The organism is Paenibacillus albicereus (assembly GCF_012676905.1).
GTDB lineage: Bacteria > Bacillota > Bacilli > Paenibacillales > Paenibacillaceae > Paenibacillus_O > Paenibacillus_O albicereus.
Genome location: NZ_CP051428.1, coordinates 1,693,664 through 1,715,581, shown reverse-complemented (window position 1 = coordinate 1,715,581; position 21,918 = coordinate 1,693,664). Strand labels below are relative to the sequence as shown.

The 21,918-nt window shown below is 66.9% G+C and carries 19 protein-coding genes, 1 pseudogene and 1 riboswitch; of the genes and pseudogenes, 7 read left to right on the top strand and 13 right to left on the bottom strand.

Annotation, left to right across the window (positions count from 1 at the left end; all coding sequences use genetic code 11):
• Positions 1 to 5: 5 nt before the first annotated feature.
• The 10 genes and pseudogenes from HGI30_RS07470 to HGI30_RS07425 all read right to left on the bottom strand — a co-directional run bounded on the left by HGI30_RS07470 (position 6) and on the right by HGI30_RS07425 (position 12,418).
• Positions 6 to 923, bottom strand: a complete 918-nt coding sequence (locus tag HGI30_RS07470) for a hypothetical protein (RefSeq protein WP_168907051.1) — start codon at positions 921 to 923, stop codon at positions 6 to 8.
• A gap of 917 nt (positions 924 to 1,840) precedes the next feature.
• Positions 1,841 to 2,752, bottom strand: a complete 912-nt coding sequence (locus tag HGI30_RS07465; RefSeq protein ID WP_235680358.1) for a glycosyltransferase family 2 protein — start codon at positions 2,750 to 2,752, stop codon at positions 1,841 to 1,843.
• Between the two features lie 467 nt (positions 2,753 to 3,219).
• On the bottom strand, positions 3,220 to 4,077 hold the full coding sequence (locus HGI30_RS07460) for a WIAG-tail domain (protein ID WP_168907050.1): 858 nt from the start codon (positions 4,075 to 4,077) through the stop codon (positions 3,220 to 3,222).
• A 152-nt stretch (positions 4,078 to 4,229) separates the two neighbouring features.
• Entirely contained in the window at positions 4,230 to 5,102 is an 873-nt protein-coding gene (gene thiD / locus HGI30_RS07455) for a bifunctional hydroxymethylpyrimidine kinase/phosphomethylpyrimidine kinase (RefSeq protein WP_168907049.1), read from the bottom strand.
• Entirely contained in the window at positions 5,099 to 6,373 is a 1,275-nt protein-coding gene (thiO, locus tag HGI30_RS07450; protein WP_168907048.1) for a glycine oxidase ThiO, read from the bottom strand. Before thiO ends, thiD begins: the two co-directional genes overlap by 4 nt.
• Positions 6,374 to 6,696: 323 nt before the next feature.
• A pseudogene (locus tag HGI30_RS07445) lies at positions 6,697 to 7,428 on the bottom strand (thiazole synthase); the annotation flags it as partial.
• A 100-nt stretch (positions 7,429 to 7,528) separates the two neighbouring features.
• Positions 7,529 to 8,530: a thiamine phosphate synthase gene (thiE, locus tag HGI30_RS07440; RefSeq protein ID WP_206110040.1), complete on the bottom strand. Its 1,002-nt coding sequence runs from the start codon at positions 8,528 to 8,530 to the stop codon at positions 7,529 to 7,531.
• Positions 8,531 to 8,687: 157 nt separating this feature from the next.
• A complete protein-coding gene (locus tag HGI30_RS07435; RefSeq protein WP_235680357.1) occupies positions 8,688 to 9,893 on the bottom strand; it encodes a ThiF family adenylyltransferase in 1,206 nt (401 codons plus the stop codon).
• Between the two features lie 31 nt (positions 9,894 to 9,924).
• Complete coding sequence (gene thiC, locus HGI30_RS07430; RefSeq protein WP_168907046.1) at positions 9,925 to 11,685, bottom strand: phosphomethylpyrimidine synthase ThiC; 1,761 nt, start codon at positions 11,683 to 11,685, stop codon at positions 9,925 to 9,927.
• Positions 11,686 to 12,055: 370 nt separating this feature from the next.
• Positions 12,056 to 12,159, bottom strand: a riboswitch (TPP riboswitch).
• 94 nt (positions 12,160 to 12,253) lie between these two features.
• Positions 12,254 to 12,418 carry a hypothetical protein gene (locus HGI30_RS07425; protein ID WP_168907045.1) on the bottom strand — a complete coding sequence of 55 codons (165 nt, stop codon included), beginning with the start codon at positions 12,416 to 12,418 and terminating at the stop codon, positions 12,254 to 12,256.
• A gap of 291 nt (positions 12,419 to 12,709) precedes the next feature.
• Between HGI30_RS07425 and HGI30_RS07420 the strand changes: the two genes are divergently transcribed.
• From HGI30_RS07420 to HGI30_RS07410, 3 genes are all read left to right on the top strand, one after another.
• Positions 12,710 to 13,492, top strand: coding sequence for an NAD(P)/FAD-dependent oxidoreductase (locus tag HGI30_RS07420; protein WP_168907044.1), 783 nt, complete (start codon positions 12,710 to 12,712; stop codon positions 13,490 to 13,492).
• 216 nt (positions 13,493 to 13,708) lie between these two features.
• Positions 13,709 to 14,269, top strand: a complete 561-nt coding sequence (locus HGI30_RS07415; RefSeq protein ID WP_168907043.1) for a hypothetical protein — start codon at positions 13,709 to 13,711, stop codon at positions 14,267 to 14,269.
• Positions 14,270 to 14,308: 39 nt separating this feature from the next.
• On the top strand, positions 14,309 to 14,923 hold the full coding sequence (locus HGI30_RS07410; RefSeq protein WP_168907042.1) for a TetR/AcrR family transcriptional regulator: 615 nt from the start codon (positions 14,309 to 14,311) through the stop codon (positions 14,921 to 14,923).
• 98 nt (positions 14,924 to 15,021) lie between these two features.
• On the opposite strand, the gene HGI30_RS07405 is transcribed toward HGI30_RS07410, so the two are convergent.
• Entirely contained in the window at positions 15,022 to 15,309 is a 288-nt protein-coding gene (locus tag HGI30_RS07405; RefSeq protein ID WP_168907041.1) for an HAD family hydrolase, read from the bottom strand.
• On the opposite strand from HGI30_RS07405, the gene HGI30_RS07400 reads away from it, so the two are divergent.
• The gene (locus tag HGI30_RS07400; protein ID WP_168907040.1) at positions 15,309 to 15,914 is read left to right on the top strand and encodes a DUF1349 domain-containing protein; all 606 of its coding nucleotides are present in this window, start codon (positions 15,309 to 15,311) and stop codon (positions 15,912 to 15,914) included. The genes HGI30_RS07405 and HGI30_RS07400 overlap by 1 nt on opposite strands.
• A 194-nt stretch (positions 15,915 to 16,108) precedes the next feature.
• Here the strand turns inward: HGI30_RS07400 and HGI30_RS07395 are convergent, their stop codons facing one another.
• On the bottom strand, positions 16,109 to 17,272 hold the full coding sequence (locus HGI30_RS07395) for a glycosyltransferase family 4 protein (protein ID WP_168907039.1): 1,164 nt from the start codon (positions 17,270 to 17,272) through the stop codon (positions 16,109 to 16,111).
• A 215-nt stretch (positions 17,273 to 17,487) separates the two neighbouring features.
• Here HGI30_RS07395 and HGI30_RS07390 point away from each other — a divergent pair, with 215 nt between their 5' ends.
• Together HGI30_RS07390 and asd are read left to right on the top strand one after the other, a co-directional pair.
• Positions 17,488 to 18,279, top strand: a complete 792-nt coding sequence (locus HGI30_RS07390; protein WP_168907038.1) for a TspO/MBR family protein — start codon at positions 17,488 to 17,490, stop codon at positions 18,277 to 18,279.
• 137 nt (positions 18,280 to 18,416) lie between these two features.
• Positions 18,417 to 19,202 (top strand): archaetidylserine decarboxylase, encoded by a 786-nt coding sequence (gene asd / locus HGI30_RS07385; RefSeq protein ID WP_168907037.1) that lies wholly within the window; start codon positions 18,417 to 18,419, stop codon positions 19,200 to 19,202.
• Between the two features lie 13 nt (positions 19,203 to 19,215).
• Here asd and HGI30_RS07380 read toward each other — a convergent pair whose 3' ends face one another.
• The gene (locus HGI30_RS07380; protein WP_168907036.1) at positions 19,216 to 20,919 is read right to left on the bottom strand and encodes an aminotransferase-like domain-containing protein; all 1,704 of its coding nucleotides are present in this window, start codon (positions 20,917 to 20,919) and stop codon (positions 19,216 to 19,218) included.
• A gap of 154 nt (positions 20,920 to 21,073) precedes the next feature.
• Here HGI30_RS07380 and HGI30_RS07375 point away from each other — a divergent pair, with 154 nt between their 5' ends.
• On the top strand, positions 21,074 to 21,688 hold the full coding sequence (locus tag HGI30_RS07375; RefSeq protein WP_168907035.1) for a pyridoxamine 5'-phosphate oxidase family protein: 615 nt from the start codon (positions 21,074 to 21,076) through the stop codon (positions 21,686 to 21,688).
• Positions 21,689 to 21,918: the final 230 nt, after the last annotated feature.

The window sequence follows — 21,918 nt, the reverse complement described above, 5'->3', positions numbered from 1 at the left end:
CAGCTTCACTCCTTCGTGGAATACAGGTTCGTGCCGGCCTCTCCTCGCCCCGCCGCCGCCGCCCGATCGCGGCTATGGTCGGGATAAGCGAAGCGGGGCCGGGCTCCGGCCAGCCGGATCGCGTCGGCGTAGGCTAGCGCAGGCAGCGGCTCGGCGGGCGTCTTGCCCGGTCGCACCGAGACCGGCAGCGCGATGCCTCCTCCGGCGAGCAGCGCGGCGAGCGCGCGCGGCGGCTGCGCGAGCAGCGTGCCGTCCGCCAGGCGGCGGAGCGCCTCGGCGTTGAGCGCGAACGGCGTGCGCTCCAGCGACATCGCCGTCCTGCGCTCGCCGCCAAGCGACCAGTGCAGGAAGGCGTTGAACCGCGTGCGCGGACTCCACTCCGAAAAAGGCCTGCCGCAGGCGCCGTCCTCCGCGAGCGCGGCCGCCGGCCGCTCCGGAGCGGCGCGCAAGGCGGCCAGCAGCATCGCCCGGCTGGGCGGCTGCAGCGCCTCGTCGGCATCCGCGACGAGCACGGCGCGCGGCTGCAGCCGCAGCGCGGCGTAGATGCCGGCCGCCCAAGCCGCCGCGCCGCCCTGCGGATGCCGCAGCCGGATGCGCGTCGATGCCGCTTCGGAGCCGGCCGCTCCTCCAGCGCTCTCCACCGTCGGCGCAGCGACCGCTCCCGGTGGATCGGATAAGCCGGAGCGCATGAGCACGAGCTTGCGGCAGCCGATCGCCTCCAGCGCAGCCGCGGCCGTTTCCAGCGCCTCGTCGCTGGAGGAGCAGAGCACCGCAGCGGCTTCCGCCGGGAAGCTCCAGCCGTTGACGGCGGTGCCTTTCGCCCGGATGATCCGCGGGACGGATTGAGAAAGCGCCGGCTCGGGCTTCATTCGAGCCGCAGCGACGGGCCCGCGGTCGAGCGAGCCCGAAGGCTCGGCATCCATGCGTCGCGCCGAATGGCGGAGCTCAGGGGAAGAACGGACGACGGAGGAGCGATGGGCGGGAGACGGGCCGGCAGCGGGTTTGCCGACGGAACTCCGGTTGACGTTCGTTCGGTTGACAGCGTTCCGATCGACGGCCTGCCAATGGTCGGCACTGCGATTGACGGCGGGCTGATCGACAGCCTGCTGACCAACGGCGGACCGTTTGACGGCGGGCCGATCGGCTTCCTGCCGATGGTCGGCACTCCGGTTGACAGCGTTCCGATCGACGGCTTGCTGACCAACGGCGGACCGTTTGACGGCGGGCCGATCGGCTTCCTGCCGATGGTCGGCATTCCGTTTGACAGAGTTCCGATCGACGGCCTGCCGATGGTCGGCGGCACGGTTGACGACGTTTCGATCGACGGCCTTCCGACCAACGGCGGACCGTTTGACGGCCTGCCGACCAGCGGCGGTTCGATTCACGGCCTGCCGATGGACGGCGGTCCGACCAGCGGCGGACCGGTTGACGGGCGCCCGATCCACGGCGGGCCGATCACCAGCGGACCGGTTGACGGGCGCCCGATCCACGGCGGGCCGTTCACTAGCGGTCCGTTCGACGGGCGCCCGATCCACGGCGGGCCGATCACCAGAAGTCCGGTCCACGGCGGGCCGATCGGCAGCGCTCCTTTCCACGGCCTGCCGGCCATCGGCGGAATGCCCCGTCGAGCGCCGGCCGGCCGACGGCGTCGGCCGCTTCTTCCGACCGCTCCGAACGGCTGCCGCTACATTGCGGGATGCGCCGGCTCGATTGGTTCTCTTGCTCGCCGAATCCGGCGCTCGGCCCGGCGCGTTCGGCAGCGATGGCGCGCCGATGCCCAAGACCCCTTGCGAGCGGCTCCCGTACAAGCTGCAGAAGCCGCCGGGAAAACGTATCTTCGTCATGTTGAGCCGCTCCTTTCCTCCGTCGCTCCGACGGGCCGCTCCTCCTGCATGCCTGCCGCAGCGGGCGAAGGAAACGCTCCGGCTCGGTTCCGCGGCTCCTGCGCCTCGGCCAGCCAGACCGCCGCTTCCAGATGGTCGCCTGTGATGAGGCGATGCAGCGGATTGGCGCGCTCGCGCTTCCGCCTGCGGCGGTTGCGTCTGCCGACGTCGACATGCGCGGTCCGCTGGACCGCGAGCCCGGCATCCAGCGCCTTCATTTGCGCGAGCGGCGGCACGGCCAGCGCCTCCAAGCCGATCCGTTCCGCCGCCGCTCGGGACATCGCATGCGGGACGGCCGTCAGAGACGCGCCCCGCAAATCGTCGCGCCCCGCCATGGCGTTCAACGCATGCTTGGCGAGCACGACCGGGTGGACACGGCTGCGGCGAGTCGGTCCCGAATAGTCGTTCAGCGACACATCGGCTGCGCCGCTCAGCACCGCCTGCACGAACGGACGCAGCTTGGCCGCCGGGAGCACGATGTCTCCGTCGAGGAACAGCAGCGCCTCGCCTCGGGCAGCGCGGGCCCCGACGCTGCGCCCGACATCATGTCCGAGCGCATGAGCGCAGCGCAGCACTTTCGCCCCCATCCGGGCGGCGATCCGATCGGAGCCGTCCGTCGTACCGTTGGAGACGACGATCAGCTCCGTGCTCGGGTGGACCCGCTTCGCCTGAGCGAGCACCGCGCCGATCGTTCGGCGCTCATTCATGACCGGCACGATGACCGATACGGCGGGAGAGCTGTCGTCATCCAGCCGAGACGGCAGGGACGGGAAGGAATGGTCGTCTCCCTCACTCCCCGCCATTGAACGGGACGTCGGGCGCTTCGCCGCTCCCGCGCGATGCGCGGCACTGCCGCGTTCGACTTTCATGCTTGTCGGTCCGCCCTTCCCCGCCTTCGTTCCGTTTCCGGCGCGAGGGCGGGAGGTGGCTGCGCCTTTCGATCGGGATTTCCCGAGGCGCGCCGCTTTTGCCCCGGATGGCTTTCCGCCCGGACGGCCGGACTGCGAGTCTCTCACTTGCCTCACCTCTCTGATAGCCAGCTTATGAGAGTCGCGAGCCGGGGGAAACGGCATTTGTACAGGTTGGACATCTGCCTTCCCAGGACGGACGCCTCGACGCCGGCTGGCGCGGCCGAGCAGGCCGCTCCCTTCGGCAGCAAACGCAAAAAGAGCCGCTTCCTCGTCGCGACGACGAGGAAGCGGCCCTGCTTTTTTCCCATTCAGTTCACCATGCGATAACGCCCGCGCTCAAGGCAGGGCTGCTCCGGCTTTGCACCGGCGCTTTTTCCGCGCCGCGATCCGTTCCTCCCCGGCGCGCGGCTTGGGCGGGTCTGCGGTCACCCCTTGCGGCCGGCGGCGATCCAGTCCAGCCGGCCGCGCGAGTTGCCTTCCTCCTGGGTGCGGATGAGCGTCACGACCGCCTCCGCTCCCAGCTTCGCGCGCACGACGGCATGGCAGAACGGCACGTCGAGCGAGCAGGCGATGGAGTAGCCCGTATCGCGGAACGGCTGCTTCAGCGGCAGGATGAGGTCGAGGCGGCTGCGCTCCTTGAAGTCGAAGGAGACGGTGCCGAACTGCAGCTCGCTGCCGTCCGCCGCCGGTTCCGCGAGCCGCCCGCTTGCCTGCGTTCCCGCCCGCTCCGCGTCCAGCTCGACGGAAAGAAGCTCGGCTGCCGAAGCTCCGTCGGCTTCCTCCTTGGCACTCGGCGCTCCTGCGCCTGAGTCCGGCGTTTCTTGACTAGGAGCCTCCTGCGGCAGCAGGCGTACGGTCGGAGAGGTGCGGATCTTCAGCGCCGGGCTGAAACGGATTTCCTTCAAGCGCGCCCATTCCGACGCCGCTCCGTCCCCGCTCGACGCCAGGAACTCCGGCTCGTCTTCGGCTTTGCCCGCCCCGAGCCCTTGCTCCCCTACGAGCCGTTCATCCGTCGGGATCGCCGCTGCGGCGAAGCCGTGCAGCTTGACCGTGCGGATGCCGCCCGGCCTGGCCCCTTCGGCGGCAGGACCCTGGCTCTCCTCCGCCGGCGATTCTCCCAGTCCTTCCAATTCAGAGTAGTCCGGATGATCGACCTGATACATCGGCCGCGAAGCTCGCTTCGGCCGCGGACGGCTGTCCGAGGCGGCCTTTCCTTTGGCTGCGGGCGCGCCGCTCGGCACGAAAGGCCGGCTCGCCTTGCCCGGTTTTCCGTTCGTTTTCATGTCCATGCTCCTTCACCGGCACCGTTGGCCATTCTTCTGCTGTTCTACTCTATGCGCTTGCCCTGCCGAAGGATGCCTGCCGCCCGCCCCGCGGACGATCCGGATGCCTCCATGCTTGCGCAAAAAGCGGCCTCGGACTGCCGGCGCTCCGCTCACGCCCGCGGCGGCGCGACTGCTCTTGGCGCGGCCGCTTCCGCCACGGACAGCGGCTCCTGCCGCCAGGCGGCATGCCAGAGCGAGCCCGTGCCGGCGCCGGTCGGGCCCGCCGCCCGAATCGCCTCCAGCGTGAACGCCTTGGCCCGGCGCGCCGCCTCCGGCAGCTCATGGCCGAGCGCCAGCAGCGCCGCGATCGCCGAGGCCGTCGTGCAGCCGGTGCCATGCGTATGCGGCGTCGGCACGCGGGCGGCCGCGAACCGGATCGGCCGGTGCGGCCGATCGGCGGACAGCAGCAGATCGACCGCCTCGGCGCTGCCGGGCAGATGCCCGCCCTTCAGCAGCACATGGCGGCTGCCGAAGCGCAGCAGCTCCCGAGCGGCCGCTTCCATCGCGGCTTCGGTCGCGAGCTCGCTTTCGTCCCAGCCGAGCAGCGCGCACGCTTCGGGCAGATTCGGCGTGACGACCTCCGCCAGCGGCATCAGCCGGTCGCGCAGCGCCTCGGCCGCCGCTTCCTCCAGGAGGCGCGAGCCGTGCTTCGAGATCATGACCGGATCGACGACGATCGGTCCCGCTCCGCAGCGCTCCAGCTTGCCGGCGACGATGCCGATGATGTCGGCGGAGAACAGCATGCCGGTCTTCACCGCATCCGCTCCGATGTCGTCCAGCACGGAGTCGAGCTGCCGCGCCACCGCATCCGCCGGCAGCGGGTACACGCCCTGCACGCCGACCGAGTTCTGCGCCGTCGCCGCCGTCAGCACGCTCATGCCGAACGTCCCCAGCTCCTGGAACGTCTTCAAATCCGCTTGGATGCCCGCGCCGCCGCCGGAGTCGGAGCCGGCGATCGTCAGCGCTTTCGGGAATCGCTTCATGCCGGTCCCCTCCTATCCCCGGAAAGGACTCCTTCGTGCGGAGCGGCGGCCGTACGTCCCGCCGGCTCGCTCGTCCGCGCCGCAGGCGCATGCGGGTCCCCAGGCGGACTCGAAGCAGCGGATCGGGACGGGAACGCCCCGCTTGCGTGCCGGAAGCGCTCCGGGTGGAACGCCGGACTCGCCGCCAGCTCGTCTCCGTCCAGCAGGCCAAGCACGGCTGCGGCCGTCGCCGGCGCGAGCAGGATGCCGTTGCGGTAATGGCCCGCCGCGAACAGCACCTGGGGGTAGCCGCTCAGCCGGCCGATGAGCGGACGGCCGTCGCGGGTCGCCGGACGCAGGCCGGCCCAGCGCGTGCTCGGACGCAGGCCGGCCAGCATCGGAAACGCCCGGGCGCTCCAGCGCTCCAGCCGTCCGATGCCTTTGTCCGTCACGTCCGTGCAGAATCCGGCCACGTCCTCCGATGCCCCGCAGACGAGCCTGCCGCCCGACTTGCCGACCCAGTAGGCTTGGCTCGTGAACACCATGTGGCGGACCTCTCCGTCCGGCACGCCGTACGCGCAGATCTGCCCCCGGATCGGATGGATCGTCTCAGGCAGGCCGAACAGCCGCTCGAATTCCCCGCTCCATGCGCCGGCGCAGAGCACGAGCCGGTCCGCCTCCAGGCGGCTGCCTGCCTCCGTCGTCAAAGCGACCGGCCGCTCCGGGGCATCCTCGGGGCGCAGCTCCAGCGAGGCCAGCCCGCCTTGGCCGGCCATGAGCCGGACGCCGATGCTTCGGCAAGCCTGCTCCAGCGCGGCGGCGAGCCGGGGCGCGTCCACATGCGCCTCGTCCGGCGTGTAGAGGCCTCCGGCGCAGGCCGCGAGCATCGGCTCGAGCCGCGCCGTCTGCGCCGCCGACAGCAGCTCCGCCCCGCTGCCGGCGGCGCGCTGCCAGCGCAGCCGCGACTGCAGCGGCAGCAGGTCCGCCTCGTGCAGCGCCACCCCGATGCTGCCCGTGCGGCGCAAGCCCGCTTCCATCCCGCTCTGCTCCTCGATGCGCTCCACCCACTCCGGGTAGCGGCGCAGGCTGTCCAGGCACAGCTCGAAGAACGCATCCGGTTGCTCGACATTCTCGGAAAAAGGAGCCAGCATGCCGGCAGCCGCTCCCGTCGCCTGGCCGCCGAAGCCGCCGCGCTCCACGACCGTTACCTCTCGCGAGCCGTCCCGCGCCGCCTCGAGCGCGCAGGCGAGCCCGATGATGCCGCCGCCGAGGATGAGCACGCGCTCCTTCATCGGCCGGCCTCCTTCGCTGTGGACACGGCCCTGGCCAGGCTAGCCCCGGATGCCGCTTCCGACGGGACCGAAGCAGCAGATGGCTTTGACGAGCGAACAGCCAAAACCGCTGAGGCGGAACGGACAGCGGACTCGGTTCGGCTCGACAAGACCGCCGCCTCTGTCGGGAGCGCAGCCGGTTCCGCTGAAGCCGAGCTGACGGTCGAGTTGACGGCCCGGCCGACCGTCGATCCGGCCTGACCTGCACCGGCCGTCCTCGCGGCAGATTCCTCCCGGCTAGCCCCCGTCCCGTCCCGGAGACGGAACAGCTTGCCCGCCTCGGCGCTGCTCGCCGAAGCGAACGGCAGCTCCGGAATCCGGCCGGCCAGCCGGGCGAGGCGACCCGCGCGGATCGCGAGCGCCATCGCTTCTGCCATCGCGACCGGATCGCCGGCTTTGGCGACCGGCGTGTTGGCGAGCACGCCCGAGGCGCCGAGCTCCATCGCGAGCACAGCGTCTTTGGCGGAGCCGAGGCCGGCGTCGACGATGACCGGCACCGGCGACTGCTCCGCGATGAGACCGAGCAGATACGGATTCAGGATGCCGAGGCCCGTGCCGATCGGCGCTCCGCCGGGCATGACCGCGGCCGCGCCGGCTTCGGCCAGCCGGCGGCACAGGATCGGGTCGTCCGACGTGTACGGCAGCACCGTGAAGCCCTCCGCCGCGAGCCGCTCGGTCGCGCGCAGCGTCTCGATCGGATCCGGCAGCAGCGTGCGCGCGTCCGCGCTGATCTCCACCTTGATCCAGTCGCCGAGTCCGGCCGCCCGGGCCAGCCGCGCGATGCGGACCGCCTCGTCCGCATTGCTCGCTCCGGAAGTGTTGGGCAGGTACGTCAGCGCGCCCTCCTCCAGATGCTGCAGGATCGAGTCGTCGGCCACCTCGTCGAGGTTCACCCGCCGCACGGCGAACGTCACCACCTCCGCCCCGCTCGCCCGCAGCGCCTGCAGCATGACCGCCGGGCTCGGGAACCGTCCCGTCCCGAGGAAAAACCGCGACCGCAGCGACTTGCCGCCGATCGTCCAGACGTCCGTCCCATTTTCTGCGCCTCCCGCAAGCTCGCTATTGGCGCTGCCTGTCTTCGCCGCATCCGCAGCCTTCGATTCGAACCGCATCCGCTCAGCCCCCTCCTACAAAATGCACCAGCTCGACCGTCATGCCGCTCCGCAGCCGGCAGCGGCCCCACTCCTCGCGCGGCACGATCTGCCCGTCCGCTTCGGCGACGATGCGACGGCCGGTCAGGCCGCGCTCCTCTACGAGCCTCTCCAGCGTACCCGCCGCCGTCCGGTGCGGGCCGCCGTTCAGCACGATGTCGACGGCCGTTCCTGCCCCAGCTTCGGCGGCAACGCCAGACGCTTGCCGCGCCGCACCGCCATGCCCTGCCCTCGACGCAACCACCGCCGGCTCGACAGCGGCCGCAGCGTTCGCCAAGCCTTCGGCCCGAGCGGCCGCGAGCTCCCGGCCCGCCTCGTACGCCTGGCCGTTCCGCCTCCCCCGCGCCGCCGCGATCATCGCCTTGAGCTCGTGGCAGGCGTGGGCGGGCGACTCGCTGCCGACGATCGCGGACACGGCGCACAGCCGCGTCGCGCCGGCGTCGAGCACCTGCTGCGCGTTATGCAGCCCGATGCCGCCGATCGCGACCCACGGGATGCGCACGTGGCGCGACGCTTGACGGACGTACTCCAGCGTTACGGCGGCGCGCCCCGGCTTCGTCGCGGTCGGAAACACCGGGCCGACGCCGATATAGTCGGCGCCGGCGTCTTCCGCCGCCAGCGCCTGCTCGAGGCTGTGCGTGCTGATGCCGATGATCGCGTTCGGGCCGAGCCGCTCCCTCGCCTCGCGCCAGCCTCCGTCCTCCTGGCCGAGATGGACGCCGTCGGCCTCCGCCTCCAGCGCCAGCTCCGGATAATCGTTGATGAGGAGCGGCACGCCGTACTCGCGCGTCAGCCGGCGCAGCAGCCGGGCTTTTTCCAGCAGCTCGCCCTCCTTCGCCGTCTTGTGCCTCAACTGCACGATATCCGCCCCGCCGTGAAGCGCCTCGCGCATGACCTCCTCCAGCGTCCGCCCGGGATGGTAGTTCTCCCCGGTGATGACGTAAAGGCTAAAATCCAGCTTCTTCATCCGCCGACTCCCCCCTGATGCAGCCTCATTCGCGCTGCTTCTTCCCTACCGCATCTCGTCGCGGCCTTCCGATCCAAGTCCGTTTCTGCCCCTCGTTCACCCGGTTCATCTCCAGCACACCGATCCAAGTCCATTTTTGCCCCTCGTTCGCCTGTTCCTAGCTGCTACTCCCTACTAGATAGCACTCGCACAACCTCAGTGCCTCGACGGCATCTGCCGCCCCTTGCACGAGCACCCTCCCATCCGGAAAAACGACGAGCCGCGTCCCCCCGTGCGGCAGGTCGGCCCGCAGCAGGTACGGATTCCGCATGACCGCGCAGCCGGCCGCCTCCAGCTCTCGGCGATATCCCTCCAGCGGCCGCGGCTCGCTCAGCTCCACCTGCACCGTGTCCCGCCCGCACAGGACAGCCGACACGACGGCCGTCCTCCGCGGCTTGCGGGCAGCGTCGGCCGTTGCCGCAGCCGGCGACCCGCTACCTGCACCTGACGCCTCCTCCTCGGCCGAACTTCTCGATCCTATCGCCGCTACCGCCATTTTCGAGCCGCTCCGCGCGAGCGTTCCCTCGCCAATGCCGCTTCCCCGCGCCTGCTCCGCCTTGCCGCATGCCGGGCATAATCGGCTCGGACCCGGCAACTTCAGCTCGCGCATCGACAGCGGCCAGACGCTTGCCGTGACAAGCGTGCGCCGTATCTCGCTGCGTCTGCCGCCCAGCCACTTGAGCGCCTCCGCCGCCTGCAGCGCCGCGACCAGCTCGACCGCCGGCGACAGCATGCCGACCGTATCGCAGGTGTCGCCGCTCTTCTGCTCCTCCTCGCCGCCGATCAGGCAGCGGAGGCAGCAGGTCGCGCCGGGCACGAGCGGCGCGCTCATGCCGGAGGCTCCGGCGACTCCGCCGTAGAGCAGCGGCACGCCATGCGCGAAGCACCAATCGCTCAGCCGCAGCCGCACCGCCGCGTTGTCCGTGCCGTCGAGCACGAGGTCGCAGCCCGCCGCAGCCTGCTCCAGCACGCCCGGCGCCGTCAGGTCGGCGACGACCGCCTCCACCGCCAGCCCGCTGTCGATGCGCCGCAGCTTTTCCGCAGCCGCGACCGCCTTGGGCAGGCTCTGCCGCGCGTCGTCCTCGTCGAACAGCATCTGCCGCTGCAGGTTGCTCCACTCGACATAGTCGCGGTCGGCGAGCACGATCGAGCCGACGCCCGCCCGCGCCATATGCTGCGCCAGCGCGCAGCCGAGCGAGCCGACGCCGGCGATCAGCACGCGGGAGCGGACAAGCGCCAGCTGGCCGTTTTCGCCGATCGGCGCGAAACGCATCTGCCGCGAGAAGCGCTCGCGCCTCTCCGCGCTCAGCCCTTGGGCCGGCACTCCAGCCTCCTCAGCCCCCGTCGAGTTCTCCTCAAGCATAAATCTTGCCGCCGCCCGCCTTGAACGCGTCCGCCTGCTCCTTCATGCCTGCCTCGATCGCCTCCGTTGTCTCCAGCCCTTCGCGCTCCGCATAGTCGCGGATGTCCTGCGTGATGCGCATGCTGCAGAACTTCGGCCCGCACATGGAGCAGAAATGGGCCGTCTTCGCCCCCTCGGCAGGCAGCGTCTCGTCGTGATAGCTCATCGCCCGCTCGGGATCGAGCGACAGATGGAACTGGTCGCGCCAGCGGAACTCGAAGCGCGCCTTGGACAGCGCGTCGTCCCGCAGCCTCGCGCGCGGATGGCCCTTGGCCAGATCGGCCGCATGGGCGGCGATCTTGTAGGTGATGACGCCTTCCTTCACATCCTCCTTGTTCGGCAGGCCCAGATGCTCCTTCGGCGTCACGTAGCACAGCATCGCCGTCCCGAACCAGCCGATCATCGCCGCCCCTATCGCGCTCGTGATATGGTCGTAGCCCGGCGCGATGTCCGTCGTCAGCGGACCGAGCGTGTAGAAAGGCGCCTCGTCGCACACCGCGAGCTGGCGGTCCATGTTCTCCTTGATGAGATGCATCGGCACGTGGCCGGGGCCTTCGATCATCACCTGCACGTCGTGCTTCCAGGCGATCTTCGTCAGCTCGCCGAGCGTGTCCAGCTCCGCGAACTGCGCCTCGTCGTTGGCGTCGGCGATCGAGCCGGGACGGAGGCCGTCGCCGAGCGAGAAGCTGACGTCGTACGCTTTCATGATCTCGCAGATTTCCTCGAAATGCGTGTACAGGAAGTTCTCCCGATGATGGGCGAGGCACCACGCCGCCAGAATCGAGCCGCCCCGGCTGACGATGCCCGTCACGCGCTTCGCCGTCAGCGGCACGTAGCGCAGCAGCACGCCCGCATGGATCGTGAAATAGTCGACGCCCTGCTCCGCCTGCTCGATGAGCGTATCGCGGAACACCTCCCAGCTCAGGTCCTCCGCCTTGCCGTTCACCTTCTCCAGCGCCTGGTAGATCGGCACCGTGCCGACCGGGACGGGCGAGTTGCGGACGATCCATTCGCGCGTCGTGTGGATGTTCTTGCCGGTGGACAGGTCCATGATCGTGTCCGCGCCCCAGCGCGTCGCCCACGTCATCTTCTCGACCTCCTCCTCGATCGAGGAGGCGACGGCGGAGTTGCCGATGTTGGCGTTGATCTTCACATGAAAGTTCCGCCCGATAATCATCGGCTCGATCTCCGGGTGGTTGATGTTGGCGGGGATGATCGCGCGGCCGGCGGCCACCTCGCTGCGCACGAACTCCGGCTCCATCCCCTCGCGGAGGGCGATGAATTCCATCTCCGGCGTCACGATGCCGCGCCGCGCGTAATGCAGCTGCGTCACGTTGCGGCCGGGCTTGGCCCGCAGCGGCTGGCGGCCGGTCGGCGGGAACAGCTCCGCTCCTTTCGCCGCCGCCTTTTCCGCATCGAGGAAGCCGTTGTCCTCCGGCCGCACCTCGCGGCCCTCGTAGGCTTCCGTGTCGCCCCGCTCCTCGATCCAGCTCTCTCTCTGGGCGGGCAGACCGCGCCGGATGTCCGCGACATAGCTCTCGTCCGTATACGGCCCGCTGGAATCGTATACGCGCACCGGCTCGTTCGGCACCTGCCGTCCGCGCACGTCGCTGTCCGTCAGCGCGATCTCGCGCACCGGCACGCGCACGCCCGGCGTCGTTCCTTCTATGTACGCCTTGCGACTTCCCGGCAGCGGCTTCGTCAAGATGGGCATATCAAAAAAAACCTCCTCGCGGTTGTGGAATATCCGCTAGGAGGCTAGAGAGCAAAGAAGTCGGGCTGCGCATCGTTCCGTGACGGCTCATTGCGAGCCGGGACGGCGGGGCTTGGCTCGGTCTGCGCCAGCCGCCAGGTTGGGGGAGCTTCGGAGAAGGGTTCAGGAGGGAGCAGTCTGCACGGGAGTGCTTCCCGCGCCTTCGACGCAAGGCAGCCGGCGAAGCATTCCGACCGGGCCGCCCTTGTCTTTTCAGCCTCTATCCTTCTTATCCGAACGTCCTCGCCTCCTCCCCATCCGCTTGGCAGGGCGCAAAAAAGCCGCCTCCCCGGACAGGAAGCGGCGAACGGACGCAGACCGATACAAACGTTGCGCGATTCGACCACTTTCCTACGCTGGCATGACCCAGATCAGGTTCGAAGGGACCAAAGCTTCGCTTTATCTCAGCCCTCGCGGGCGCCCCTAGTGGATATCTTGGTTCTGACTATACGACGGGAGAGGAGGGGGTGTCAAGTTTATACGATATTAATCTAAGGCGAACAGTTTTCCGCAAAATCAATCGCTTTTTTTAAATATATTCAATTACAATTTCAATATCTTTGGTTCTGTTTTCATACAATGGATTCAACCAATCATTGCTTTTAACTACAACTAATTTAAATGAACCATCATCTAGATTAAATTCAGGATACCAGCCTAAATCCAACACAATCCACTCATCATGATCTCTCACTTGTAATATATCTTCTTTAAACGACCATATTTGATTACTATAATTGATTACTATAATTGATTACTATATTTCATTATCTCCACCATCCCCCCTCTCCCGCAACACTTGGACTTTTTGCTCGTCACCTATTGACAGGACGATTCTACGCGACTATATTTTGATTGACTCATTCAGTCAATTTATTTAATGGAGATGCCGTTCGTTTCATTTCCCACCGCCAACACCTCATCCAGCCTCATCACGCTAATCATTGACTGAACAAATCAATCAAAATTTAGGAGCGATGAAACCATGACGACCGACCGCCTGATTCCCCATACCAACGCCGAGCACGACAAGCAGGCCCATTCCGCCGCAAGCCCGACTCCAGCCGCCCTTCCCCGTTCCCGAGCCGTCGTCATCGGAGGCAGCATGGCCGGCCTGCTTGCAGCCAATACCCTTGCCGCCCATTATGAAGAGGTCGTGCTCCTCGAGCGGGATGCGCTCCCCGATCATCCGGCGAATCGGCCGGGCACGCCTCAGGACCGGCATCCGCACCGGCTTCAGAATTTGGGCAAGAACATCCTCACCGAGCTGTTCCCCGGCTGGACCGACGACTTGATCGCGGCCGGAGCCTACGAGCGCGGGGGAAAGGAAATGCATTTCATCTCCCCGCTCGGAGCGTTGAACTTCCCTTACGAGAAGGACGAAGGCTGCTCCCGTCCCCTGCTGGAGTGGGTCATCCGCTGCCGCGTGCTGGAGGAGCCGCGCATCCGCCTGCTTCAACAGCGCGAAGCGGCCTCCCTGTTGACCGAGACAGCGGGCGAACGGCTCGCCGTCACCGGCGTGCGTCTCAAAGAATCCCGCGGAAGCCAAGGCGAATCTCCGTTCGATCTCGAAGCGGATCTGGTCGTCGACGCCTCCGGCCGCTACTCCAAGCTGCCCGCTTGGCTTGAACAGCTCGGACTTGGCAAGCCGGACAAGGAAAGCCTTCATGCACGTCTCGCCTACAGTACCCGGTATTACCGCATTTCCGAGTCTCTGCGCGACAAGTACGCCACGGTGGTGATCGACGGCGATCCAGCGCTCTCGTAAGGCTCCGGCGTCTTCAGCCCGATCGAGAACGGCCTTGCCGAAACGACGCTCTACAGCGCAGGCGGAATCCATCCGCCGGTCGATCCGAACCGATATGAGCCGGCTGCCGCCGAGCTCGTCCATCCGCTGCTCGCCGAAATCCTCGCGCAGCTTGAGCCGGCCGGCGACCCGCAAGCCTTCCGCGTTCCGGAATGCCGCTGGACGCATTACGAATCCATGCCTCTTTGGCCTTCCGGCCTGCTCGTCATCGGGGATGCGATCTGCAGCTTCGATCCGATCTACGGGCAGGGCATCACGGTCGCGGCGGCCGAAGCGGCAGAGCTGGGGAAAGCGCTGGCGGATCAAGCTGCCTCTGCACAGGCGGATGCTTCACCCCCAGGCTGGGAACGGAAGCTGCTTCGCCGTTTCGCGTCCATCGTGCTCCCGGCCTGGTGGACGATCGTCGTTGCGGACATGAAGTGGCCGGGAGTCGCCTACGAGGGTCCGTTGTCGAGACGCGGCATCGCGTTCTGCCAGTCCTATCTGGACATCGCTCGCAAGCAGGCGCTGCAAGGCGGGGACATGGAGCTGTTCGGGCCCATCCTGGGCGTCCAGGGACTCGACTTGCCTCCATCCGCGCTGTTCGGCGAAGAAGCGGTCCGTTCGATCCTGATCCGCTGCGGGCGCGAGGATTGGCTGGAGGAGATTCTTGAGCCCGGCGAGAGCCTCCGCATGTTCCTGGAACGGAACCTTCCCTTCGCGCCCGATTGCTCCCGCGCTCCGAATGAGGTATCGTAGGGAAAAAGATGTCCTTATACAGATTCGAGGTCGAATGCCATGGCTCCACTCAACGAAGACCAGCTGCATGCCATCCGCGACGAGCGCAGGGAGCAGATCATAGACGCCGCTCTGGGCGTCTTCGCCCGCCGCGGCCCCGTCCTCACCAAGATGAGCATGATCGCGGCGGCCGCCGGCATCAGCCACGGCTTGCTGTACCATTACTTCAAGTCCAAGGATGAGCTGTTCATCGCTCTCGTGCGCGAGGCGATGCTCGGCGCAGGCGGCGGCGTCGAGGAGATGCTGGGCCATCCCGGCACCGTCATCGACAAGCTGCGGCACTTCCTCCATGAAGCGATGAGCGAGGAAGCCCGGCTGTCGTTCCTGCTGATCCATCAGGCGCGGGCATCGGAGGGCGTGCCGGAGGAGGCGCGCGAGATCATCAAGGATTATTCGATGGACTGGTTCGCCTCCAAGCTCAAGCCGCTGTTCTTTGAAGGCCAGCGCACCGGCGAGATCGCCAAGGACGATGCGGACCTGCTGATCGCAGGCTTGCTGACGGCGATGAGCGGCTCGATGATCCTCCATGCAAGCGACGAGAAGAACATTCCGCTGATCCACCCCGACCATCTGCTGCGCCTGGTGCTGGCTCCGGAGCATGTCCGCCCGCTCTGATGCCTTTATCTGACAACACCAAGCCTTATGAGCCGCTAAAGACGACCTTCATCGTCCCTAGCGGCTTTTGTAATTCTTATCAACGCCCATCCTTTTGCTCAAGCCTCTTCATCTTCCTCCAGCAGGGCAAGAATCTCCTGCGGCCGTTCCAGCCTGCGGAGACATTGAATTTCGGCGTGGTTCCGACATCCCCAGACCGCCAGTCCGAAATCGACTCCCGCTGCCTGCGCGCATTCCATATCGTACGTCGTATCGCCGATGTAGATCGTTTCTTTGGGGTCAGCACCGGAACGCTCCAGCCACTTCAGGATCGGGTCCCCATCGTCCCAGATCAAAATTCCTGTTAGGATAAATCTATACAAGGAGAATACAAGGAGGAATTCCATTGAATCACTCCGCTTTTGAGACGTTCCGCTGGCTGAATGAAAGCCGCGTTCGATTCGAGCCGGACCGGATCATCCTGCATGCGCCGGAAAAAACCGATTTCTTTTGTCCCCATGGCACGGAGTCCGAAGAAGGGACGCTACCCGAGAGTCTTCTCAACGCGCCCTTCTACTACACGGAGGTCACAGGAGATTTCGTCATGCGCGTCAAGGTCGAGCATGCGTTCACGAGCCTATACGACTCCGCCTCCATCATGGTCATGCAGGATCTGGACGTCTGGGCGAAGGCCTGCTTCGAGCTGACGGACTTCGGCACGCATGCCGTCGTCAGCGTCGTCACCAACTCGGTCTCGGACGATGCGAACGGCTGCGACATCGAGGGGAATTCCGTCTGGCTGCAGGCGGCCCGCACCGGCCCTTCCTTCGCGTTTCATTATTCGACCGACGGCATCCACTTTTTCATGATGCGGTATTTTACCCTGCCCGCCCAGGAGACCGTGAAGGTCGGCCTGCTGCCTCAATGCCCGACCGGATCTGGCGGAGATCGGTTTTATTCGAACTTCTCCCTTGAACATCGAACGCTGAAGAACATCCGCGCAGGGAAATGACGGCTGCACGAGCTAGGGCTGGAACGGCAAAGACCGCAACCCCGAAAAAAGGGGATGCGGTCTTTTTTTGCAATGCCGGCGGTATGCGGTACTGGTACAGCCCGTTCCGACCTGTTTTGGCTCGGCCGTCGGCCGTCACGGCTGCGGTCGGCTGCCGCAACTGCGACGGCTCCTCCAGCCCTCTTCGCGCTCGCTCAGGGGTGCTCCGCCGCTTCCGCCCATACCTCCAGCCAGCGCCGGGCCGTCGCCTGCCAGGTGTAGCACTGCTCCACCCGCTCGCGGCTGGCGCGCCCCATCCGCTCCCGCAGCTCCGCATCGCGCAGCAGCGCGAGCAGCCGGTCGCCGAGCTCCTGCTCGAGCCGCCTCGGATCGGCCAGATATCCGGTCTCGCCGTCGACGATGATCTCGCGCATGCCGCCCGCGCGGGAGGCGACGACCGGGATGCCGCTCGCCATCGCCTCGACGTTGACGAGGCCGAACGCCTCGCGCGCGCCCGAAGGAACAGCGGCGATGTCCGCCGCCAGGAACCAGTCGGGCACGGCGTCATGCGGCACGTAAGGCACGAACTGCACTTGCCCGCGCAGCCGGCGTCCGATCCGCTGCAGCATCCTGCTGTAGCGCGTCGTGCGGTGCGAGCCGTAGAAGGGGCTGCCGACGACGACGAGCAGCACGCTCGGATGCTCGGCGGCGAGGCGCGGCAGCACGCTCAGCAGATGATGGACCCCTTTGAGCGGGATGACCCGCCCCATGAACAGCACGACGTCCCGGCCTTGCCAGCCTCGGGCCTGCCGCAGCCGCTCGCGCCTCGCCGCTCCTTCCGGCTCCCACCGGGACAGGAACCGCTCCGCGTCGACGCCGATCGGCACGACGCGCACCTTGGCGGCCGCCTCCGGCACGCGGCGCACGACCTCGTCGCGCAGGAACTCGCTGTTGACGATGACGCGCTCCGCCCTGCGCAAGCTCGCTCGCAGCCGGTCCCGACGAATCGCTCCCGCTCCGATGAACGAGGTCGAATGCAGGTTCAGCCAGATGCGCGTGCCCGGATGGCGACGGCCTAGCGTCAGCACGTAGCCGGGTCTGTTCTCGACTTCGATCAGATCCGGCCCGAGCCGGCGCGCCGAGGCACTTACAGCCCGCACGTAAGCGCTCTTGTCCCTGGCCGGATAGCGGACGCAGCGGACGCCGCCTACCTTTCCGACCCGCGACAGTCCTTTGGCGCTGCGGCCATAGATGACCGGCTCGACGTCGGCGGCGAGCCACGGCACCATCTTTTCCACGACGCGCTCGACCGAGCTGCTGCCCGTCGAGGGGATCGGGAACGATCCCGGCGTCACGAACGCGACTCTCTGCTTCGCCACGAACCTCTCTCCTTGCTCGAACTCTCACTCGTTGGATGTCAGCTAGATTATGCTATTCGGCAAGAGGCGGACACGTAAGGGTCAAGCGTCATGGAGGGACAGCCGCCTCGCCGGCTGCAGCCGCCGTGGTTGATGCCGGTCCGCTTCGGTGAATATATACCCGACAGTATAAAAAAACGATGCCGATGGAAGCATCGTCTCCAAGGAGGATGTCCATGAACGCCATCTCTGCCCGCAGCGCCGCCCTCCCCGTCTGGCAGCGCGCCGTGAACACAGCCGCCTTCGTCCTGATGATCGTCATGAACGCGCTGGCGACGCTGCTGCCGCTCGGCGGCAAGACGACCGGCGAGCTGTCCGACCAATATCCCGTGCTGCTCACGCCTCCGGGCTACGTGTTCTCGATCTGGAGCGTCATCTACGCGCTGCTCGCCGGCTTCATCGTCTATCAGTGGACTTCCAGGGGGGCTTCGCGCCAATCAACGCGGAGCGTCGGCCTCTGGTTCGTGCTGAACGCGCTGGCCAACTCCGCCTGGATCGTCGCCTGGCACTACGAGCAGCTCGGCCTCAGCGTCGTCATCATGCTCGTGCTGCTGGCGACGCTGATCGTCCTCTATCACCGCACGCAGCGCGCCGGCGGCCTGAACGCTCCTGCCGGAGAGACGCTGCTCGTCCAGCTGCCGTTCAGCCTCTACCTCGGCTGGATCTCGGTCGCGACGATCGTCAACGTGACCGTGCTGCTCTACGACTCGGGCTGGGAAGGCTTCGGGCTCGGCGACACCGCGTGGCTGACGATCGGGATGATCGTCGCGGCCATCGTCGGCCTCGGCATCGGCTTCCTGTACCGCGACCCGTTCTTCGGCCTCGTCCAAGCCTGGGCGCTGAGCGGCATCGCGACCAAAAGCGAGCTCGCCTCCTCCTCGTCGACGCTCGCCTGGACGCTCGCGGGCGCGCTCGTCCTCTCCTCCCTGCTGCAGGCCTGGAGAAGGTGGGGAAGCTCGAGGCGCTGAAGGCCGCTGTCCCGGCCGGCCGCTCATTGATTCTTCTCTTCAATTATGGCAAACTAGTCGGGATGGCCTATGCGAGAGAGAAGCGATCCGATTTCTCTCCGCAGCGAAAGGCCGCGAAAGGACGTGACTTCGGAGGCATGTGGACCTGGTTCTTCCGACATTTGACGGAGCTTGGCTCTCGCAAATGGCTCTCCCGCACGACGGGCAGGCTTGCCAAATCCCGAGCCAGCCGGGGCTTCATCCCCCGCTTTGCCCGCACGTACGGCATACGCGTCGAAGAAGCCGAAAAGGCTCTTCACGACTACGCGACGCTCAACGAGTTCTTTACCCGCCGCCTCAAGCCCGGCATGCGGACGATCGATCCGGCGGCCGACGCCGTCGCCAGTCCCGTCGATGCCCTCGTGACGGGGGCCGGCCCGATCGAGGACGGCACGATGCTCGGCATCAAGGGCCAGGACTACACGGTCGAGGAGCTGCTCGGCGGCTCTCCGCGAATCGAGAACTACCGCGACGGCTACTACATCGTGCTCTATCTCAGCCCGACCGACTATCACCGGATCCACGTGCCGGTGGACGGCTCGATCATCGAGCGCGAGCATCTGCCCGGGCGCGTGTATCCGGTCAACGAGTTCGGCCTCACCCGCATGACGAGAGTGCTCAGCCGCAACGAGCGCCTCGTCACGTACATGAAGCATGGCTCGCAGGAGCTCGCCCTCGTCAAAGTCGGCGCGCTCAACGTCAGCAGCATCCGCTATGCGGAGCCCCAGCGCTCCCAAGCGGCCAAAGGAGACGAGCTCGCCTACTTCGAGTTCGGCTCCACCGTCGTCCTGCTGTTCCAGGACGACAGCTTCCTCCCGCGCGAGGACCTGGCCGTCGGCCTGAAGGTCCGCATGGGCGAACGTCTCGGACAGCTGGCTCCTTGAGCCGGCTGTTTTTTCATTCCTTCCTCGCCGACCGCCATGCCTCCGCCAGCCGCTCCATGCCTGCCGCGATCTCCTCCTCCGTCAAATGCGCAAAGCCGAACAACGCCCCCGGCTCGGGACGCCTCGCCTCCGCCGGCTCCGCAACCCGGTACTTGCGGCCGTCGCTCCAGCCGACGCCGAGCTCTTGGGCCCGCATCAGCAGACGCTCGTAGCTCTCTTCGCCCGCCTTCCATACGGCGTATTGATGCAGTCCGGCATGCGCGGGCGACCAGCGGAACGGCTGGCCGGGCAGCGAAGCCAGCCCGCGATGCAGAGCGGACAGCTGTCCGGACGAATACGGCTCGTAAAACGACTTGGCGCGGACGAGCCGGGACGCGAGCCACGGAGGCGCGACCGCATAGCCGATCCGCAGCCCGCTGTACATCGTGCGGGAAAAGCTGCCGAGATAGACGACGCGCCCATGCGCGTCCATCGCCTTGAGCGGCTCGCCCGGCCTGCCGGTGTAGCGGAACTCGCCGTCATAGTCGTCCTCAACCAGCAGCGCCCCGCGCCTCTCGGCCCACGCCAGCAGCTCCGCCCGCCGGGAGGCGGGCAGCACCGCGCCGGTCGGGAACTGGCGGTTCGGCGTCACGGCGGCCAGCCGGCCGTCCCAGTCTTCCGGCACGATCCCGTGCTCGTCGACTTCCGCGCCCAGCACCTGCGCGCCGGCCGCCAGCGCTGCTTCCCGGATGCCGCCATAGCCGGGATTCTCCATGACGAAGCGGTCTCCAGGGCCGGCCAGCGTCTGCAGCAGCAGCGCCAGCGCCTGCTTGGAGCCGCTCGTCACGACGATCTCTTCCGGCACCGCTTGGATGCCCCGCTCGCGCCTCAGCAGCGCCGCGATCGCGGTCCTCAGCTCCAGGCTGCCCGCGGCCTCCAGCTCCCGGTAGCCGTCCGCCAGCGGCCGCTCCATCGACTGCCGGACCGCGGCATGCAGCGCCTGCTTCCACTCGGCCGCGGGGAACAGACGGAAGTCGGTCTGACCCGAAGCGAAGCGCTGCGAGGATGCCGAGCGGCCGCGAATCGCTTGCTCCTCTGCGCCTGTCGGAGCGGCGGCCTCGAGCCGCTGGAACCATGGGCTGGCGAGGATGCCGCCGGACGGCAGCCTCGAGCCGTGATCGACCGGGCCCGGCTCGGCGGGAGGCTTCAGCGGCTGAGGCTGGCCGATCGCACGGGGCAACGGGGCACGGGGCAGAAGGCTGCTTGGCGCAGATGGCTCGCTGATGTCGGGCAGCGGGCTGTCAGGCTCGGGAGATCCGCTCCCGCTCGGCAGTAGGAAGCTGGGCCCGGACAGGCCGCTCGCGCTCGGCGTCTGGCCGCTGATACTGGACAGGCCGCTCGCGCTCGGCGTCAGATTGCTTGTCCCGGACCGTTCTTTCGCAATCCTATTGGAGTCGTCGCGCTTCTCCCTGTGCAGGCCGCCGGCAGGCTCGTACGCGACATAGGTGCCGCTGCCTTGCTCGGCGTCCACATACCCTTCCGCCTGCAGCATGTCGTACACCTGACTCACGGTGCCCCGGGAGATGCCGTACAGCTCCGCCATCCGGCGCGTGCTGGGCAGACGTTCTCCCCGGGTCAAGCCTCCCTTCCACATCTGCGCCTTCAGCGACTCGTACATCGCTTCGCGCTTGCTCCTTCCTTCTTCCAGAAGCCTCTCATAAGCCAGCCTCGGCTCCATTCTCTCCCGCTCCCCTCATCCGATCCAGATGAACTTCATCAAGTGGTCCAATAATAACACTATAAATCGGATCTTTTCGATTCTCCACTTTTCCTCTATCTTTAGCAGCAGAGGATCCAACCCTTGAGACGAAGCCTAGAGAGGAAGAGAGCTTATGAGAAGAAAAGAGTTCGATCAAAGCGGCGACCATGCCGAGCTGGAGGCCTTTCTGCAGGAAATGAGCTTCGGCTTCCTGGCGGCGGTCCGTCCCGACGGGACGCCCGGCATCACCCCGCTCAACTTCGTCTACTGGAAGGGAAAGGTCTACTTTCACGGCAGCCGCGCGGGCGAGAAGATCAAGAGCGTGAAGGCAGGCGGGCAGGTCTCCTTCTGCGTCGCCCGCGAATATGCGCTGATTCCGTCCTACTTCAAGGACCCGGAGCTTGCCTGCCCGGCGACGGCTTTTTTCAAATCGGTGCTGCTGCGGGGAACAACATCGCTTGTCGAGGATCTGGAGGAAAAGGCGGACGCGCTGCAGGCGATGATGGCCAAGCTCCAGCCGGAGGGCGGCCATGAGCCGATCCGAGCGGACGACGAGCGGTACCGGGGCAATCTGAAAGGCGTCGCGGTCATCCGGCTGACCGTCGAGGAGATCAGCGCCAAGTTCAAGTTCGGCCAGAACTTGACCGAGGAGAGCCGGGAGGACATAGCCGCCAAGCTGGAGAGGCGCGGCTGTCCGTTCGACCCGGAGACCGCTTCGCTGATGCGGCGATATGCTCCGGAGACTTAGGGGCTCCTCAGGAGCAGCAGCTTATTCCAGTCCTCCCTCAGGGGGCAAAGGAAGGCGAGGCGCAGCGGGATGCGGCGGGCGGGATGCGGCGGGCGGGATGCAACCGGCTAACGAAACTCAGAAGCGCTATTCAGCCAAATAAACGGTTATTAGAATTCTAACGAAACTCAGGAACTCTATGGGGTGAAAAAGCGGCCTTTCGGCCTGGATTTGAGTCCGATAGCGTCTCT